The following is a 17,303-nucleotide window of genomic DNA, read 5'->3' on the forward strand; positions in this document are numbered from 1 at the left end:
CCGCGGACATTCACCCTACGCGGCAGGCGCAATTTGTGCGGGCCGCCCCGCTTCGCGCGCGAGGCTCGCTGCCATGGCGGGCACTGCCCCTATAATCGCCGCATCTGGCCCGGAGACCCGCCGATGTACCAATCCTTCCTGCTCGCCCTCAACCGCGTCCACCCGCGCAGCTGGGACTTCGTCCAGCTGATGCGCCTGGACAAGCCGATCGGCATCTACCTGCTGCTGTGGCCGACCCTGTGGGCCCTGTGGGTGGCGAGCAAGGGTCTGCCGGACTTCAAGCTGCTGCTGATCTTCGTCCTCGGCACCCTGTTCATGCGCGCCGCCGGCTGCGTGATCAACGACTACGCCGATCGCCACTTCGACGGTCACGTGGCGCGCACCCGGGCGCGGCCGCTGGCCGACGGCCGGGTGACGCCGCGCGAGGCCCTGACGCTGTTCGCCGTGCTGGTGGCGATGAGCTTCGTGCTGGTGCTCTTCACCAATCTGACCACCATCCTGCTGTCCTTCGGCGGCCTGGCCCTGGCCGCCTGCTATCCCTTCATGAAGCGCTACACCTACTACCCGCAGGTGGTGCTGGGCGCGGCCTTCAGCTGGGGCATGCCGATGGCCTTCAGCGCGGTCAGCGGCCATCTGCCGCCGCCGGAGGCCTGGCTGCTGTACATCGCCAACCTGCTGTGGACTGTGGCCTACGACACCTACTACGCGATGACCGACCGCGAGGACGACCTGAAGATCGGCGTGAAGTCCACCGCCATCCTGTTCGGCGAGGCCGACCGGGTGATCATCCTCACCCTGCAGGGCCTGGCTCTGCTGTGCCTGGCCATGGCCGGGGCGCGCTTCGGCCTGGGGCTGTGGTTCCTGTGCGGCCTGTTCGCCGCCGCCGCCTGCTTCGCCTGGGAGTTCTGGAGCACCCGCGGGCGCGAACCGCAGGCCTGCTTCGCCGCCTTCCTGCACAACCACTGGGCCGGCCTGGCGATACTCGGCGGCATAGTGCTGGACTATGGGCTGCGCTGAGCAAAAGCCCGCCGCAGAGCTGTCATATCGCTGCAATAATTCCGTTATCTAATGCGGCGGCATGACAGACGACCCGAGGCTCGACCCATGGTTGGCAAGAACATCCTGATCGTTGACGACGAAGCTCCCATCCGCGAGATGATCGCAGTGGCCCTGGAGATGGCCGGCTACGATTGCCTGGAGGCGGAAAACACCCAGCAGGCCCACGCCCTGATCGTCGACCGCAAGCCCGACCTGATCCTGCTCGACTGGATGCTGCCGGGCACCAGCGGCATCGAGCTGGCGCGCCGGCTCAAGCGCGACGAGCTGACCGACGACATCCCGATCATCATGCTCACCGCCAAGGGCGAAGAGGACAACAAGATCCAGGGCCTGGAAGTCGGCGCCGACGACTACATCACCAAGCCGTTCTCGCCGCGCGAGCTGGTGGCCCGCCTCAAGGCCGTGCTGCGCCGCACCGCGCCGAGCGACGGCGAGGCGCCGATCGAGGTCGGCGGCCTGCTGCTCGACCCGATCAGCCACCGCGTCACCATCGACGGCAAGCCGGCCGAGATGGGCCCCACCGAATACCGCCTGCTGCAGTTCTTCATGACTCACCAGGAGCGGGCCTACACCCGCGGCCAGCTGCTCGACCAGGTCTGGGGCGGCAACGTCTATGTCGAGGAGCGTACCGTCGACGTGCACATCCGTCGCCTGCGCAAGGCCCTCGGCGAGGCCTACGAAAATCTGGTGCAGACGGTGCGCGGCACCGGGTATCGTTTCTCCACCAAGAGCTGAGCCTCTTCTCCCGCCTGCACAGAGAAAGGATGCGCTAGGTGAACCAAAACTGGCGCGGCGCCCTGGCGCGCCGCCTGTTGTTGCTGATAACGGCCTGCGGGCTGGTCGGCCTGGTCAGCGGCGAATACGCCTGGGCCCTGGCCTTCGGCCTCGGCGGCTACCTGCTGTGGCACCTCAAGCAACTGCTGCGCCTGCATCGCTGGCTGCGCGAACGCCAGCCGGACGACGCGCCGCCCGAGGGCTACGGCCTGTGGGGCGAGGTGTTCGACAGCATCTATCACCTGCAACGCCGCGACCAGCGCGTGCGCGGCCGCCTGCAGGCGGTGATCGACCGCGTGCAGGAGTCCACCGCCGCCCTGCGCGACGCGGTGATCATGCTCGACAGCGACGGCAACCTGGAGTGGTGGAACCGCGCCGCCGAACAGCTGCTCGGCCTGAAGACCCCGCAGGACAGCGGCCAGGCCATCACCAACCTGGTGCGCCATCCGCGCTTCAAGGAGTACTTCGAGGCCGGCCAGTACCAGGAGGCCCTGGAGCTGCCCTCGCCGATCAACGACCGCCTGCGCCTGCAGATGCAGATCACCCGCTACGGTAACAACGAGCACCTGATGTTCGTCCGCGACGTCACCCGCATCCACCAGCTGGAACAGATGCGCAAGGACTTCGTGGCCAACGTCTCCCACGAGCTGCGCACACCGCTGACGGTGATCACCGGCTACCTGGAGACCCTGCTGGACAACGTCGAAGAAGTGAACCCCAGGTGGCTGCGCGCCCTGCAGCAGATGCAGCAGCAGGGCGCGCGCATGCAGAACCTGCTGAATGACCTGCTGTTGCTGGCCAAGCTGGAGGCCACCGACTACCCCTCGGACAGCCAACCGGTGGCGGTCGACCTGCTGCTGCTGTCGATCAAGAACGATGCCCAGGCCCTGTCCGGCGCGCGCAACCACAGGATCGTCCTGGAGGCCGATGCCCACCTGCGCCTCAAGGGCAGCGAGGCGGAACTGCGCAGCGCCTTCTCCAACCTGGTGTTCAACGCTGTCAAGTACAGCCCGGACGAGAGCGAGATCCGCATCCGCTGGTGGGGCGACGAGCACGGCGGCCACTTCAGCGTCAGCGACAGCGGCATCGGCATCGAGGCCAAGCACCTGCCGCGCCTGACCGAGCGCTTCTACCGGGTCGACTCCAGCCGCGCCTCCAATACCGGCGGCACCGGGCTCGGTCTGGCCATCGTCAAGCACGTGCTGCTGCGCCATCGTGCACGCCTGGATATCGCCAGCGTGCCGGGCCAGGGCAGCACCTTCACCTGCCATTTCCCGGTGCAGCAGCTCAGCCGGCGCAACGCGCTGGCTTGAGCGGCTTGCAATCGCCGCCGGCAGCCGCCACCCTGTAGCGATCTTTCGCCACCGTCATCCACCATGGACCCCTCCAGTCTTAGCCTCTCCTCCCTCTTCGCCGATCTCGGCCTCGTCCTGTTCGCCCTCCTCCTCGTTCTGCTCAATGGCTTCTTCGTCGCCGCCGAATTCGCCATGGTCAAGCTGCGCGCGACCAAGGTCGAGGCCATCGCCGAACAGCACGGCTGGCGCGGGCACATCCTGCGCACCGTGCACAACCAGCTGGACGCCTACCTGTCCGCCTGCCAGCTGGGCATCACCCTGGCCTCCCTCGGTCTCGGCTGGGTCGGCGAGCCGGCCTTCGCCGAACTGCTCACGCCACTGCTGTCGGCCCTCGGCATCGAGTCGGCGAAGCTGGTGCACGGCATCGCCTTCTTCGTCGCCTTCTTCATCATCTCCTACCTGCACATAGTGGTCGGCGAGCTGGCGCCCAAGTCCTGGGCGATCCGCAAGCCCGAGCTGCTGTCGCTGTGGACCGCCGCGCCGCTGTACGCCTTCTACTGGCTGATGTACCCGGCCATCTACCTGCTCAACGCCAGCGCCAACGCCATCCTGCGCATCGCCGGCCAGGGCGAACCGGGGCCGCACCACGAGCACCACTACAGCCGCGACGAGCTGAAGCTGATCCTGCACTCCAGCCGCGCCCGCGACCCCAGCGACCAGGACATGCGCGTGCTGGCCTCGGCCGTGGAAATGGGCGAGCTGGAAGTGGTGGACTGCGCCAACTCACGCGAGGACCTGATCTACCTGGAACAGAACGCCGGACTCGACGAGGTGTTCGCCCTGTTCCGCCGCCACAAGTTCAGCCGCTTCCCGGTGTGGGACGAGGGCAGCGGCAACTTCGTCGGCGTGCTGCACATCAAGGACCTGCTGCTGCAGCTGTCGCTGCTGGAGATGCTGCCGTCCAAGTTCAACCTGGCCGAGCTGATGCGGCCGCTCGAGCGAGTGACCAAGCACATGCAGCTGTCCAGCCTGCTGGAGCAGTTCCGTCAGGGCGGCGCGCACTTCGCCCTGGTCGAGGAGGCCGACGGCAAGGTGGTCGGCTTCCTGACCATGGAGGACGTGCTGGAGGTGCTGGTCGGCGACATCCAGGACGAGCACCACAAGGCCGAGCGCGGCGTGCTCGCCTACCAGCCGGGCAAGCTGCTGGTACGCGGCGACACCCCGCTGTTCAAGATCGAGCGCCTGCTCGGCATCGACCTCGACCATATCGAGGCCGAGACCCTGGCCGGGCTGGTCTACGAGAGTCTCAACCGGGTGCCGGAAGAGGACGAGGTGCTGGAGACCGAGGGCCTGAACATCGTCATCAAGAAGATGAAGGGGCCCAAGATCGTCCTGGCCAAGGTGCTCAAGCTGGGCTGATCAGCTCGGCAGTTCGCGCCCGCGGTCCAGGTGCTGGTCGACCAGCCACTTGCCGTGGGCCAGCGAGGCGCGCTGGGCGCTCTCCAGGTCGGAGAGGAAGCCGTAGTTCAGCGGCAGGGGAATGCGCCGGGTGCTGTGCCCGTCCGGCAGGGTGATCTGACAGGCGCCCTCCCAGGGCGTGGGCAGGCCGGGGTGCTCGAAGACACGGGCCTGGATGGCGTGCTCGCGATAGACACAGTGCATGTTGTTCATGGGCTGAACCTCCCTGCTGAGCGCCGCACCGGGCGGCCGAACTGCAAGCGCCGGGCGCTTGCCACGCAAGGACCACCATAAGACCTCGACGCGGCACCGGCCGCGCGCACCGACGAAAGGTCTATTCGCCGCCCACGGCGAAATTGGGCAGGCTGTCCACCGGCTGGGCGAAATTGAAGGGGATGGACTCCAGGGCCAGGCCGACGTTGCGCTGCACCACGAAGTGCAGGTGCGGGCCGGTGCTGTTGCCGGTGTTGCCGGAACGCGCGATCTGCGTGCCGGCCGCCACCCGCTGGCCCTCGCGCACCGCCACCGAGCCGCGCATCAGGTGCAGGTAGACGCCCATGGTGCCGTCGTCGTGGAGGATGCGCACGTAGTTGCCCGAGGGGTTGTTGCCGCGCCCGCTCTGATGGTTCTCGGTCTTCACCACCATGCCGCCGCGCGAGGCGACTATCAGCGTGCCCTCGGGCATGGCGATGTCCATGGCGTAGCGCCCCTTGGGGGTGAAGTGGCTGTACTTGCCGTTGGCGCCCTGGGTCAGGCGGAACGGCCCGCCGCGCCAGGGCAGCGGGTAGCGATAGAGCAGCGGCTGCAGGCGCGGATCGCCCATGGCGTAGCGCAGCCTGGGCTTGTAGCTCATCGGCTGGCCGGCCTCGCGCGGCGCCAGGGTGGCCAGGCGGATCTGGCTGCGCGGCGGCAGCACCCAGCGAATCGGCTCGTCCGGAGCGCCGACGGCGTTGACCAGCCGGCCCAGGCGCAGCTCGATCTCCACCGGGGCGTACAGGTCGTTGCGCACCAGCAGGGTCTCGCCGGCGGCGTGCTTCTTGGTCTCCAGCTTCACCAGGTTGTCCAGCTTCTCCACCATGCGGTCGCGGAACACGAACACCTGGGCGCCGGGCACGGCCTTGTCGCTGTAGGTCACGGTGCCGTGCCTGTCGACATATTTGTAGATGGTCAGCGCACTGGCCTGGCCGGCGACCAGCAACGCTGCGCAGAAAAGCAATGTACGCCCTAGCATGACTTCACGGATCGAGTGGTTATTGGTATCCGGGACTGGCAAGACTAGCAGCGCCATGGGCCCCATGCGAGGAGGCGGCGGCCGGGCTGTGAAGCACCTCACCGCCGTCGGTCGGTCAGAGGTCTACTGGCTGATCAAACAGCCCAGTTTGGCGCCGGACTCACGCCCCTCGCCGCGCGCACCGCACAGGCACCCGAACGTGAACGCCATTAGGCGCCCGGCACGAAGTGCTTCTGCGCCGTGCCACGAGCGATCAGGCGCGACAGGTAGTCGAGCTTCTGCGGGTCGCGGTCGACGAACTTGAAGGTCAGCTGCAGCCACTCGCTGTCGGGCTTGGGCTCCAGCGCCGCCACCGCGTGCAGGTAGCCGTTGAGGCGCGCGGTCTCGGCCGCCTCGCCCTGCTCCAGGTCGAGCACCGCGCTTTCCAGCACCTGCGGCAGCGGCTCGCCACGCCTGACCACCAGCAACGCCTCCTTGAGGCTCAGCGCCTTGATCACGCAGGCCATGCTGCCGCCGGGCAGGCGCAGCTGGCCCTGGCCACGCCCGCCACTGCTGGCGGAGGGCTTGGCCGCCGGCTTGCTCGCCGGCTTGGCGAAAGCCGCGGCGGCCTCGGTCGCGGCGGCAGAGGGCTTGGCCGGCTTGCCGGCTGGCTTGACCACCTCGGCCTTGCCACCGGTCAGGGCGGCCAGCGAGTCATTGGCCAGGGCCGAGGTCAGCGGCGCCTTGCTCGACGCGCCGGCGGCCAGGGCGGCCAGCTTGCCGGCGCGGTGCAGGGCTTTCTTCACCTTGGTTACCAGCTGGTCGTTGGAGAAGGGCTTGCCGATGTAGTCGGAGACCCCGGCCTGGATGGCCTGGACCACGTTCTCCTTGTCGCCGCGGCTGGTGACCATGATGAAGGGCACGGTCTTCAGGCTGTCCTGCTCGCGGCACCAGCTGAGCAGTTCGAGGCCGGACATCTCCGGCATCTCCCAATCGCAGAGGATCAGGTCGGTCGGCTGACGAGCGAGCATCTGCTGGGCCTTGCGCCCATTCACCGCTTCCTCGATCTGGATGCCGGGGAAGTGATCACGCAGACCCTTCTTCACCAGATCGCGAATAAAGGTCGCGTCGTCCACCACCATTACACTGACTTTGCTCATCGGCCACTCCCGCCCTCATTGGCGACAAGCATAGCCGTGTATGCTGGCCCAAGGCCAACCGCCCGGGCGCGCAAGCGCTCGGACGGCCCCGCCTCACTCGCTCTTGCCGCCCTGCACCTCTTCCTGCATGCGCGCCAGGCCCATGTGGCGCACGTCGGTGCCGCGCACCAAGTAGATGACCAGCTCGGCGATATTGCGCGCGTGGTCGCCGATGCGCTCCAGCGAACGCAGCACCCAGATGATCGACAGCACGCGGCTGATGGCGCGCGGGTCTTCCATCATGTAGGTGACCAGTTCGCGCAGGGCGGTCTTGTATTCGCGGTCGACGGTCTTGTCGTACTGCGCCACCGACAGCGCCAGCTCGGCGTCGAAGCGGGCGAAGGCGTCCAGCGCCTCCTGCACCATCCTGCGCACCTGGTCGCCGATATGGCGTACCTCGACATAGCCGCGCGGCGCCTCGCCGGTCTCGCACAGTTCGATGGCGCGCTTGGCGATCTTCGAGGCTTCGTCGCCGATGCGCTCGAGGTCGATCACCGACTTGGAGATGCTGATGATCAGGCGCAGGTCGGAGGCGGCCGGCTGGCGACGGGCGAGGATGCGGATGCACTCCTCGTCGATATTGGTTTCCATCTGATTGATCTGATCGTCGATCTCGCGCACCTGCTGGGCCAGGCCGGAGTCGGCCTCGATCAGCGCGGTGACCGCGTCGTTGACCTGCTTCTCGACCAGACCGCCCATGGCCAGGAGGTGGCTGCGCACTTCCTCCAGCTCGGCGTTGAACTGCTGGGAGATATGATGGGTGAGGCTGTCTTTGTTGATCATCGGGGTTCGCTCCGCGAAAGCTGCAAGCCATTAGCCGCAAGCTTCAAGTGGTTCGTATCGTTCTTCGGCTTCTCGCTCATCGCATCTCTTGCAGCTTGTGGCTTGAAGCTTGGAGCTGTCGCGCTCTGCGCGACTAGCCGTAACGGCCGGTGATGTAGTCCTCGGTCTGCTTCTTCGCCGGGTTGGTGAACAGGGTATCGGTGTCACCGAACTCGATCAGCTTGCCCATGTACATGAAGGCGGTGTAATCCGACACGCGCGCCGCCTGCTGCATGTTGTGGGTGACGATGACGATGGTGTACTTGCTCTTCAGCTCGTAGATCAGCTCCTCGACCTTGAGGGTGGAGATCGGGTCGAGCGCCGAGCAAGGTTCGTCGAGCAGCAGCACTTCCGGCTGCACGGCCACGGTACGGGCGATCACCAGGCGCTGCTGCTGGCCACCGGACAGGCCGAGGGCGGATTCGTGCAGGCGGTCCTTGACCTCGTCCCACAGCGCCGCGCTCTTCAGCGCCCACTCGACCGTCTCGTCGAGCACGCGCTTCTGGTTGATGCCCTGGATGCGCAGGCCGTACACCACGTTCTCGTAGATGCTCTTGGGGAAGGGGTTGGGCTTCTGGAACACCATGCCGACGCGCCGGCGCAGCTCGGCCACATCGACGCCCTTGTGATAGATGTCGTGGCCGTCGAGACGGATCTCGCCGGCGACGCGGCAGCCGTCGATCAGATCGTTCATGCGGTTGAAGGTGCGCAGCAGGGTCGACTTGCCGCAGCCGGACGGACCGATGAAGGCGGTCACGCGCTGCTTGGGAATGTTCATCGACACGTCGAACAGCGCCTGCTTCTCGCCGTAGAACAGGTTGAGGTTCGGCACCTCGAGGGCGACCGTTTCCTCGGCCAGGTTGAGGCCCTGCTTCTGCCGACCGAGGGCGGCCATGTCGATACCGTGGGTCTGTACTTCGTGTTGCATAGGGGCTCACTCCGTTCGCAGCGGCAAGCTGCAAGCTTCAAGCTACAAGCCAAGCCGGGGTCGCTTCCACTTGAAGCTGGCGGCTTGCAGCGGCTGTTAATGGTCCAGCGCCTTGTACTTCTCGCGCAGGTGGTTGCGGATAAACACCGCGCTCATGTTCAGGGTGGCGATCACCAGCACCAGCAGCAACGCGGTGGCGTACACCAGCGGCCGCGCGGCCTCGACGTTGGGGCTCTGGAAGCCGACGTCGTAGATGTGGAAGCCCAGGTGCATGATCTTCTGGTCCAGGTGCAAGTAAGGGTAGTTGCCATCCAGCGGCAGGCTCGGCGCCAGCTTGACCACACCCACCAGCATCAGCGGCGCCACCTCGCCGGCGGCGCGGGCCACGGCGAGGATCATGCCGGTCATCATGGCCGGGCTGGCCATCGGCAGCACCACCTTCCACAGGGTCTCGGCCTTGGTCGCGCCGAGGGCCAGGGAGCCTTCGCGCAGGGCCCGCGGGATACGCGCCAGGCCTTCCTCGGTGGCGACTATCACCACCGGCACGGCGAGGATCGCCAGGGTCAACGAGGCCCACAGCAGACCCGGGGTGCCGAAGGTCGGCGCCGGCGCGGATTCGGGGAAGAACAGGCGGTCGATCGAGCCGCCCAGCACATAGACGAAGAAGCCCAGGCCGAACACGCCATAGACGATGGCCGGCACGCCGGCCAGGTTGTTCACCGCGATGCGGATGATGCGGGTCAGCGGGCCCTGCTTGGCGTACTCGCGCAGGTAGATGGCCGCCAGCACGCCGAACGGGGTGACGATCACCGCCATGATCAGGGTCATCATCACGGTACCGAAGATGGCCGGGAACACGCCGCCCTCGGTGTTGGCCTCGCGCGGGTCGTCGCTGACGAACTCCCACAGCTTGGCGAAGTAGAAGCCGAACTTGGCGCCCAGGCCCATGGCGTTGGGCTGATAGGCGCGCACCACCTTGCTCAGGGCGATTTCCTGCTCGCGGCCGTCGGCGGTTCTCACCGTCACGCTGTCGCGCGCCAACTGCTGGTTGAGTTCGATCAGCTGGGCCTCGAGCACCTGGTATTGGGCATCGAGCTCGCTGCGGCGGGCGTCCAGGTCGGCCTGGGCGGTGGCGTCCAGCTGCCCCTTGAGCTCCAGCCCGCGGCTCTCCAGGCGCAGGCGCTCGAGCGCGGCGTTGATCCGGCCGATGTCCTTCTTCTCCAGCCTGACCAGCTTGCCGTGCAGCTCGTCGACCCGGGCGATGCGCTCCTGCAGCTCGTCCCAGGCGGCCTCGCCCTCACCGACCAGTTGGCCGCGCTCCTTGACGTTGACCAGATAGCCGTAGAAGTTGCCCCACTCGCGGCGCTCCATGGCCAGCATGTTTGCCGGCGTGCGCGGATCATTCAGCCATTCGGCGACCACCCAGCTGAAGTCGGCGCCATAGACTTCGCGGTTGCCGACCTTGAACAGCTCACGGGTCATGAACTCGCCGCCCTGAACGTCCACCGGCAGGCCGGCGGCGGCCAGGCGTGCGCGCGGCACCTGCTCTTCCTGCACCAGCTCGCCGGCCATGATGCGGGCGGCTTCGCCCGGCACCTGGTAATCGGCCTCGATGATGTCGGCCGGCCAGAAGTGGCCGAGGCCGCGCACGGCGATCACGGCCAGCAGGCCCAGGGTCATGATCACCGAGATGGCCACGCCGCCGCCGGTCATCCAGACCCAGGGGGCGCCGCTCTTGAACCAGGCCTTGAAGGTTTGTTCTTTGCGTTTCACGGACTACTCCCAGTTCTCAGAGCGAGGCGTACTTCTTGCGCAGGCTGGTGCGGATCAGCTCCGCCAGGGTGTTCATCACGAAAGTGAAGGCCAGCAGCACCAGCGCGGAGAGGAACAGCACGCGGTAGTGGCTGCTGCCAACCTCGGACTCGGGCATTTCCACCGCCACGTTGGCGGCCAGGGTGCGCAGGCCCTCGAAGATATTCACCTCCATGATCGGCGTGTTGCCGGTGGCCATCAGCACGATCATGGTTTCGCCCACCGCACGACCGAGGCCGATCATCAGGGCGGAGAAGATGCCCGGGCTGGCGGTGAGGATCACCACCCGGGTGAGGGTCTGCCAGGGCGTGGCACCGAGGGCCAGGGAACCCTGGGTCAGGCTCTTGGGCACGCTGAACACGGCGTCTTCTGCGATCGAGAAGATGTTCGGGATCACCGCGAAGCCCATGGCCAGGCCGACCACCAGGGCGTTGCGCTGGTCGAAGGTTATCCCTAAGTCGTTGCTGATCCACATGCGCATGTCGCCGCCGAAGAACCAGTTCTCCAGGTGGCCGCTCATGCTCAGCGAGAAGGTGCCGACCAGCAGGATCACCGGCACCAGCAGGGCCGCTTCCCAGCCATCCGGAATCACTAGACGGACGCGCTCCGGCAGGCGGCTCCAGGCATAGGCGGCCAGCAGCACGCCGACCGGGGTGAGCAGCAGCAGGCTGAAGATACCCGGCAGATGACCCTCCACATAGGGGGCGAGGAACAGGCCGGCGAAGAAGCCGAGGATCACCGTCGGCAGCGCCTCCATCAGCTCGATCATCGGCTTGACCTTGCGGCGCATGGCCGGGGCCATGAAGTAGGCGGTGTAGATGGCCGCGCAGATGGCCAGCGGGGCGGCCAGCAACATGGCGTAGAAGGCCGCCTTGAGGGTGCCGAAGGTCAGCGGCGCCAGGCTCATCTTGGGCTCGAAGTCGCTGTTGGCCGAAGTCGACTGCCAGACGTACTTGGGCTCGTCGTAGCTCTCGTACCAGACCTTGCTCCACAGCGAGCTCCAGGAGATCTCCGGGTGCGGGTTGTCGACCACGAAGCGCTGCAGCTGGCCGTTCGCCTCCACCAGGATACGATTGGCACGCGGCGACAGGGCGGCGATGGCGGAGCCCTCGGCGACCGCCTCGACCAGCAGGGTGCGCTGCGCGGTGCTGTGGAAGATGCCCAGCTTGCCCTCGGCGTCGAGGGCGACGAAGCCCTTGCGGCGCTCCTCGGGGAGGATCTGGGTGATCGCCGCATCGCCCTGCTGGAAGGAGCGGATGTGGGTCAGCGCGGACTTGTCGTCGGCGTCGCGGACCATGAACCACTGGGCGATGCCACCGCGACTGTCGCCGATCATCAACGAGATACCGCCGAGCAGCGGGCTGACCACAGTGACTTCGGCGTTGCCCTGCAGCAGCTTGTAGCGGCCGTTGAGTTGCTTGCTGCGCAGATCGAAGACATCGGCGTTGGCCTTGCCATTGATCACGTACAGCCACAACTGGCGCGGGTCGACGACCAGCGCCTTGATCGGCTCGGCGATCTGCGGCAGCGCGATGCGCTCCTCGCTGATCGTGGTTTCGCCGGTCATCATGTTCTCTTCGCGGGTGATCGACAGCACCTGCAGTTCGGCACCATGCGAGCCGACCAGCAGCACGCCGTCCTCGCCCTTGCTGACGGTCACGTGTTCCAGGGCACGGCCCTGGGGATCGATGGTGACAGGCACCTCGCCCAGGGGGTACTCCAGCACCGGGGTGATGGTCTTGACGTTGTTCGGATAAGTGACCTTGTAGCGGTGCTCGAATACCAGCACCTGGCCGTTGGACAGCCCCAGCGCCACGCGGTGGCTGGCCGGTTGATCCTGGCCCACGGAGACGATGTCGACGCCGGCCGGCAACGGCAGCTGCTGGCTATTGAGCGGCGCGCCATCCTTGAGGGCGAAGAACTGCACCTGGCCGCTGCGCGCCAGGCGCATGGCCACCTTGTTCTGCTCCTCCACATAGAGCAACAGGGCCTCGTCCTGGCCGTTCAGCCAGCTCGGCTGCTGGGCCTTGCGCGCCTCCAACTCGGCACCGGAGAAGATCGGAGCGACCACATAGGCGAGGTAGAAGAAGATCAGGGTGATGGTGCCCAGAACGGCCAGACCGCCGATGGACACATACCAGTGGGCGAGACGATCCTTGAGGGCACGGATGCGCCGCTTGCGTTGCAGGGCCGGGGTATCGAAATCGATTCGCTGCCCGTTCGATGTCGCGCTCATGCCGTTACTAGCCAGGTCATTCATGAGGATTTCTCGGGGCGCCACGGGTGCGGCACCGCTTACTGTGCAGGAGGGCACAATTTAGCGAGCCTTTGTGACAGAAACATTACAGAGAGACGACGCGACTGAGCCCGCCAGCCCCGTGAGGGGTGGCGGGCTCAGTCCGGCGCTATGCCTAGACGGCTCGGCTTAGAGACCGGCGTCCTGCTTGGCCTTCTCGATCACCTTGAGCGGCAGCGGGATGTAGCCGTCCTTGAGCACCACTTCCTGACCCTGCTTGGACAGCACCAGCTTGATGAACTCGGCTTCCAGCGGGCTCAGCGGCTTGTTCGGCTCCTTGTTCACGTAGACGAACAGGAAGCGCGACAGCGGGTACTTGCCGGCCAGGGCGTTGGCCTCGTTGGCCTCGAAAGCTTCACCGCCCTTCTTCGACAGCGGCACGGCCCGCACGCTGGCGGTCTTGTAGCCGACGCCGGAGTAGCCGATGGCATTGACGGTGCTGGAGATGGACTGCACCACCGAAGCCGAACCCGGCTGCTCGTTGACGTTACCGCGGAAGTCGCCCTTGCACAGGGCCGCTTCCTTGAAGTAGCCGTAGGTGCCGGATACCGAGTTGCGACCGAACAGCTGGATCGGCTTGTCGGCCCACTCGCCGCTCAGGCCCAGGTCGCCCCAGGTCTTGATGTTGCTGCCACCGCACAGGCGGTTGGCGGAGAAGATGCCGTCGACCTGAGCCATGTCCAGGGACTTGATCGGATTGTCCTTGTGCACGAACACGGCCAGGGCGTCGACCGCGACCGGAATGGCGGTCGGCTTGTAGCCGAACTTCTCTTCGAAGGCCTGCAGCTCGTTGTCCTTCATCTCACGGCTCATCGGGCCGAGGTTGGAGGTACCCTCGGTCAGAGCGGGCGGCGCGGTGGAAGAACCGGCGGCCTGAATCTGGATGTTCACATTCGGGTAGTTCTTCTTGTACTCCTCGGCCCACAGAGTCATCAGGTTGGCCAGGGTGTCGGAGCCGACGCTGGACAGGTTGCCAGACACGCCGGAGGTCTTTTCGTAGGCGGGGATGGCCGGGTCGACGGCGGCCACCGCCGTAGCGGCGCTTACGCCAGCGGCGACGAAGGTCAGGGCCGCCATCAAACGCTTGAGTTTCATGCCTTGCTCCTAGCAGGAAGGGGTTGGATGGAACGGGCCCAAGTATCGACAGGCCGCATGAACACTCTATGAATGGATTGTGACAATTACATGAACGCCCCCGGAATTGCGCAGATTCGCTCTATCCTTCGACAGAAATGCGCAAGCGCTCGGTCGTGCGCCGCCGCGCGGCCCTATATACTGCGCCTCTGGCCAGCCAGGCCCGCTGGCCGCTCCCAATCATAAGAAAATCTGGGGCAGCACCCGCCATGATCGAACTCGAACAGGAAGATCCCATCCCCCAGGGCGACCTCGCCCTGCAGATCACCGCCCTACCGCGCGAGACCAACGGCTTCGGCGACATCTACGGCGGCTGGCTGGTGTCGCAGATGGACCTGGCCGGCACCGCCATGGCCAGCCGGGTCGCCGGCGGCCGGGTGGCCACCGTGGCCATCGACCGCATGGCCTTCCTGGTGCCGGTGGCGGTGGGCGCGCAGCTGTCCTTCTACACCCAGGTGCTGGAGATCGGCCGCAGCTCGATCCAGATGCTGGTCGAGGTGTGGAGCGAGGACCCGCTGTCCAGCGAGTGGCGCAAGGTCACCGAGGCGGTGTTCGTCTTCGTCGCCATCGACGGCAGCGGCCGCACCCGCCCGGTTCCCCAGCGCCGCGGCTGAGCCGCGCAATACGCCGACCGCGTGTCGGCATATTGCATGGCCCTTGGCCTTTGCCCCGAGCTGCGCTCAAATGGGTCATCGACCCTCTGGAGCCGGCCATGAGCCAAGCGCAAATCGAACGAGTGGACCTGGGTGAGCTGACCTGCTGGCGCGTGCACCTGGGCGACAGCGAACTGCTGGTGGCCCAGCAGGGCGCGCAGGTCCTGCATTACCAGCACGGCGATCAGCCGCCGATCATCTGGCTCAGCGAGCAGGCCGGCTACCAGCATGGCCAGGCGGTGCGCGGTGGCGTGCCGCTGTGCTGGCCCTGGTTCGGCGACCTGGCGCGCAATCCCCTGCCGGTGCAGGCGCTGCACGACAGCCTCGGCGAGGCGCCGGCCCACGGTGGCGTGCGCGGCCTGGACTGGCAACTGCTGGGCATCGAGCAGCAGGGCGAGGCGGTGCTGTTGCAGTTCCTCTGCGACACCCGCCAGCAGCCGCTGCCGCACTGGCCGCATGCCGCCGAGCTGCGCCTGGACATCCGCCTCGACCAGCGTCTGCACCTGAGCCTGAACAGCCGCAACCTGGACGACGCCCCGCTGCACCTGAGCCAGGCCCTGCACAGCTACTTCGCGGTCAGCGATATCCGCCAGAGCCGCGTGCTGGGCCTGGACGGCTGCCGCTACATCGACACCCTGGACGGCTGGCAGGAACGCCGCCAGGCCGGCGCCCTGGCCTTCGCCGGCGAGACCGACCGCATCTACCTGGACGTGCCGACGCGCCTGGCCCTGGTCGATGCCGGCTGGAACCGGCGCATCCTGCTGGAGGCCGAGGGCTCGCGTTCGGCGGTGCTGTGGAACCCCTGGATCGGCAAGGCCCAGCGCCTGTCGCAGTTCGCCGAGGACGCCTGGCAGCGCATGCTGTGCATCGAGACGGCCAACGCCTGGGACGACTGCATCGAGCTGGCCCCCGGCGCCAGCCACGAGCTGCGCCTGAGCCTGTGGAGCGAGGCGATCTGAGGCCCGCCTGCGGGGTAATGGGGAAGAGGCTTCGCGCCAGTGCGAGGACCAGGGCAGGCAAGATTGTGTGCCCCTAGTGGCCTGTTTGCCGCTTTCCGTGCTGGCGGATGGTTCTGTTTTCGCCCCACCGGGCGAGTCACTTTCTTGTTGCTTGCCCAACAAGAAAGTAACCAAAGAAGAAGGGCACCCCGACATCCGGGTCTGGCCTGCGGCCAGACTTCCCTCCTTCCGGCGCCGCTCCGGGGGCCGGCATACACGGGCCATCCCTGGCCCGTTATGCCTCTCGCCGCATCCTTGCGGCTCGCTCCCCTGCGCGACACCTCCACTCGGCCTCCTGACGGGGACTCGGCTCCGCACCGCCTGACACATCGCGCGTTCAGCCATCGGCTGTCCTGCTGTGCCCGCGCGGCCTTTCAGGCAGCAGCAAACGCCCCTTGCAGGAGGGCGAACGGAATCGTTGCGTAGAGGGGCGAACGGCCCGGATGGCCGCGAGAGGGTTGGCGCAGACATGAAAAAGGCCGGTGGATCGCTCCACCGGCCTTCTCGTTACTGCGCCGCCGATCAGCCACGGATCTGGTAGATATCCTCCTCGGCGACCTTGGCATAGGCCTGCAGGCGCTTGAAGTAGGCGCTCTGCGCCTCGTAGACCTTGGCCGCGGCCGGGTCGGCGGCGGCGCTGGCCTCGACCACTTCGGTGGCCACCTGCTTGAGCCTGGCCAGCACCTCGTCGGGCAGGCGGCGCACTTCCACGCCCTCGCTCTTGAGTGTCTCCAGGGCCTCCATGTTGCGCGCGTTGTAGTCGTCGAGCATGTCGGCGTTGACGTCGCGGGCGGCGGCGCGGACGATGGCCTGCAGGTCGGCCGGCAGGGTCTCCCAGGCCTTGAGGTTGACGTCCAGCTCGAAGGTCACGTTGGGCTCCTGCCAGCCCGGGGTGTAGTAGTACTTGGCTGCCTTGTGCAGGCCCAGGGCCAGGTCGTTGTACGGGCCGATCCACTCGGTGGCGTCGATGGCGCCGGTCTGCAGGGCGGTGAAGATCTCGCCGGCCGGCAGGTTGACCACGGTGCCGCCCATCTTGGTCAGCACCTCGCCGCCCAGGCCCGGGGTGCGCATCTTCAGGCCCTGGAAGTCGGCCGGCGAGTTGATCTCCTTGTTGAACCAGCCGGCGGTCTGCACCCCGGTGGAGCCGCACAGGATCGGCAGTACGCCGAACGGCTTGTACACCTCCTCCCACAGCTGCATGCCGCCGCCCTTGAACAGCCAGGCGTTCATCTCGGCGGCGTTCGGGCCGAACGGCAGGGCGCAGAAGAACTGCGCGGCCGGCACCTTGCCCTTCCAGTAGTAGGGCGCGCCATGGCCCAGCTCGGCGGTGCCGCGCGACACCGCATCGAACACCTCCAGGGCCGGCACCAGCTCGCCGGCGGCGTAGACCTTGACGGTCAGGCGCCCGCCGCTCATCTCGTTGACCAGCTTGGCGAAACGCTCGGCGCCGACGCCGACACCGGGGAAGTTCTTCGGCCAGGAGGTGACCATCTTCCAGGTGAAGGTCTCGCCCCCACCGCCCTGCTGCGGCTCGCAGCTGGTCTCGGCCTGCTTGTTGCAGCCGGCCAACGCGGTAGCCGCGAGGCCGACACCGGCGGCGGCGAGGATGTCACGACGTTTCATGCAAGACTCCTTATTTCTTGTTGTGGAACCGGCGACGCGGTT

General features: G+C 66.7%; 15 protein-coding genes. 6 read left to right on the plus strand and 9 right to left on the minus strand.

Annotated elements, in window-relative coordinates; all coding sequences use genetic code 11:
* The first annotated feature begins 123 nt into the window (after nt 1-123).
* The 4 genes from ubiA to AAFN46_RS07590 all read left to right on the plus strand — a co-directional run bounded on the left by ubiA (nt 124) and on the right by AAFN46_RS07590 (nt 4,547).
* Nucleotides 124-1,017: a 4-hydroxybenzoate octaprenyltransferase gene (gene ubiA / locus AAFN46_RS07575; protein ID WP_347808086.1), complete on the plus strand. Its 894-nt coding sequence runs from the start codon at nt 124-126 to the stop codon at nt 1,015-1,017.
* A gap of 87 nt (nt 1,018-1,104) precedes the next feature.
* Complete coding sequence (gene phoB / locus AAFN46_RS07580) at nt 1,105-1,794, plus strand: phosphate regulon transcriptional regulator PhoB (RefSeq protein ID WP_061902709.1); 690 nt, start codon at nt 1,105-1,107, stop codon at nt 1,792-1,794.
* A gap of 38 nt (nt 1,795-1,832) precedes the next feature.
* Nucleotides 1,833-3,146 (plus strand): phosphate regulon sensor histidine kinase PhoR, encoded by a 1,314-nt coding sequence (gene phoR / locus AAFN46_RS07585; protein WP_347808087.1) that lies wholly within the window; start codon nt 1,833-1,835, stop codon nt 3,144-3,146.
* Between the two features lie 63 nt (nt 3,147-3,209).
* Complete coding sequence (locus AAFN46_RS07590; protein WP_347808088.1) at nt 3,210-4,547, plus strand: hemolysin family protein; 1,338 nt, start codon at nt 3,210-3,212, stop codon at nt 4,545-4,547.
* On the opposite strand, the gene AAFN46_RS07595 is transcribed toward AAFN46_RS07590, so the two are convergent.
* From AAFN46_RS07595 to AAFN46_RS07630, 8 genes are all read right to left on the minus strand, one after another.
* Entirely contained in the window at nt 4,548-4,799 is a 252-nt protein-coding gene (locus tag AAFN46_RS07595; RefSeq protein WP_347808089.1) for a hypothetical protein, read from the minus strand. It abuts the gene before it with no gap.
* Nucleotides 4,800-4,920: 121 nt separating this feature from the next.
* A complete protein-coding gene (locus AAFN46_RS07600; RefSeq protein WP_347808090.1) occupies nt 4,921-5,817 on the minus strand; it encodes a peptidoglycan DD-metalloendopeptidase family protein in 897 nt (298 codons plus the stop codon).
* Nucleotides 5,818-6,026: 209 nt separating this feature from the next.
* Nucleotides 6,027-6,956, minus strand: a complete 930-nt coding sequence (locus AAFN46_RS07605) for a response regulator (RefSeq protein ID WP_347808091.1) — start codon at nt 6,954-6,956, stop codon at nt 6,027-6,029.
* Between the two features lie 93 nt (nt 6,957-7,049).
* Nucleotides 7,050-7,778 carry a phosphate signaling complex protein PhoU gene (gene phoU / locus AAFN46_RS07610; protein ID WP_347808092.1) on the minus strand — a complete coding sequence of 243 codons (729 nt, stop codon included), beginning with the start codon at nt 7,776-7,778 and terminating at the stop codon, nt 7,050-7,052.
* Nucleotides 7,779-7,911: 133 nt separating this feature from the next.
* The gene (gene pstB, locus AAFN46_RS07615) at nt 7,912-8,745 is read right to left on the minus strand and encodes a phosphate ABC transporter ATP-binding protein PstB (RefSeq protein ID WP_347808093.1); all 834 of its coding nucleotides are present in this window, start codon (nt 8,743-8,745) and stop codon (nt 7,912-7,914) included.
* A 96-nt stretch (nt 8,746-8,841) separates the two neighbouring features.
* Nucleotides 8,842-10,518 carry a phosphate ABC transporter permease PstA gene (gene pstA / locus AAFN46_RS07620; protein ID WP_347808094.1) on the minus strand — a complete coding sequence of 559 codons (1,677 nt, stop codon included), beginning with the start codon at nt 10,516-10,518 and terminating at the stop codon, nt 8,842-8,844.
* 16 nt (nt 10,519-10,534) lie between these two features.
* Nucleotides 10,535-12,817 carry an ABC transporter permease subunit gene (locus tag AAFN46_RS07625; RefSeq protein WP_347808095.1) on the minus strand — a complete coding sequence of 761 codons (2,283 nt, stop codon included), beginning with the start codon at nt 12,815-12,817 and terminating at the stop codon, nt 10,535-10,537.
* A gap of 165 nt (nt 12,818-12,982) precedes the next feature.
* Nucleotides 12,983-13,948, minus strand: coding sequence for a phosphate ABC transporter substrate-binding protein PstS family protein (locus AAFN46_RS07630; RefSeq protein ID WP_347808096.1), 966 nt, complete (start codon nt 13,946-13,948; stop codon nt 12,983-12,985).
* 248 nt (nt 13,949-14,196) lie between these two features.
* Here AAFN46_RS07630 and AAFN46_RS07635 point away from each other — a divergent pair, with 248 nt between their 5' ends.
* Nucleotides 14,197-14,601 carry an acyl-CoA thioesterase gene (locus AAFN46_RS07635; RefSeq protein ID WP_347808097.1) on the plus strand — a complete coding sequence of 135 codons (405 nt, stop codon included), beginning with the start codon at nt 14,197-14,199 and terminating at the stop codon, nt 14,599-14,601.
* 98 nt (nt 14,602-14,699) lie between these two features.
* Nucleotides 14,700-15,599, plus strand: a complete 900-nt coding sequence (locus tag AAFN46_RS07640) for a D-hexose-6-phosphate mutarotase (protein ID WP_347808098.1) — start codon at nt 14,700-14,702, stop codon at nt 15,597-15,599.
* 561 nt (nt 15,600-16,160) lie between these two features.
* Here the strand turns inward: AAFN46_RS07640 and AAFN46_RS07645 are convergent.
* Nucleotides 16,161-17,261: a TRAP transporter substrate-binding protein gene (locus tag AAFN46_RS07645; RefSeq protein WP_347808099.1), complete on the minus strand. Its 1,101-nt coding sequence runs from the start codon at nt 17,259-17,261 to the stop codon at nt 16,161-16,163.
* Between the last annotated feature and the right edge of the window lie 42 nt (nt 17,262-17,303).

The organism is Pseudomonas sp. CAU 1711 (genome assembly GCF_039888625.1).
Classification (GTDB): domain Bacteria; phylum Pseudomonadota; class Gammaproteobacteria; order Pseudomonadales; family Pseudomonadaceae; genus Aquipseudomonas.

Bases quoted from the DNA above. Each gene is read 5' to 3' on its own strand.
- ubiA (WP_347808086.1), top strand. From the start codon at position 124: ATGTACCAATCCTTCCTGCTCGCCCTCAACCGCGTCCACCCGCGCAGC.
- phoB (WP_061902709.1), top strand. From the start codon at position 1,105: ATGGTTGGCAAGAACATCCTGATCGTTGACGACGAAGCTCCCATCCGC.
- AAFN46_RS07590 (WP_347808088.1), top strand. From the start codon at position 3,210: ATGGACCCCTCCAGTCTTAGCCTCTCCTCCCTCTTCGCCGATCTCGGC.
- AAFN46_RS07595 (WP_347808089.1), bottom strand. From the start codon at position 4,799: ATGAACAACATGCACTGTGTCTATCGCGAGCACGCCATCCAGGCCCGT.
- AAFN46_RS07600 (WP_347808090.1), bottom strand. From the start codon at position 5,817: ATGCTAGGGCGTACATTGCTTTTCTGCGCAGCGTTGCTGGTCGCCGGC.
- AAFN46_RS07605 (WP_347808091.1), bottom strand. From the start codon at position 6,956: ATGAGCAAAGTCAGTGTAATGGTGGTGGACGACGCGACCTTTATTCGC.
- phoU (WP_347808092.1), bottom strand. From the start codon at position 7,778: ATGATCAACAAAGACAGCCTCACCCATCATATCTCCCAGCAGTTCAAC.
- pstB (WP_347808093.1), bottom strand. From the start codon at position 8,745: ATGCAACACGAAGTACAGACCCACGGTATCGACATGGCCGCCCTCGGT.
- AAFN46_RS07625 (WP_347808095.1), bottom strand. From the start codon at position 12,817: ATGAATGACCTGGCTAGTAACGGCATGAGCGCGACATCGAACGGGCAG.
- AAFN46_RS07630 (WP_347808096.1), bottom strand. From the start codon at position 13,948: ATGAAACTCAAGCGTTTGATGGCGGCCCTGACCTTCGTCGCCGCTGGC.
- AAFN46_RS07635 (WP_347808097.1), top strand. From the start codon at position 14,197: ATGATCGAACTCGAACAGGAAGATCCCATCCCCCAGGGCGACCTCGCC.
- AAFN46_RS07640 (WP_347808098.1), top strand. From the start codon at position 14,700: ATGAGCCAAGCGCAAATCGAACGAGTGGACCTGGGTGAGCTGACCTGC.
- AAFN46_RS07645 (WP_347808099.1), bottom strand. From the start codon at position 17,261: ATGAAACGTCGTGACATCCTCGCCGCCGCCGGTGTCGGCCTCGCGGCT.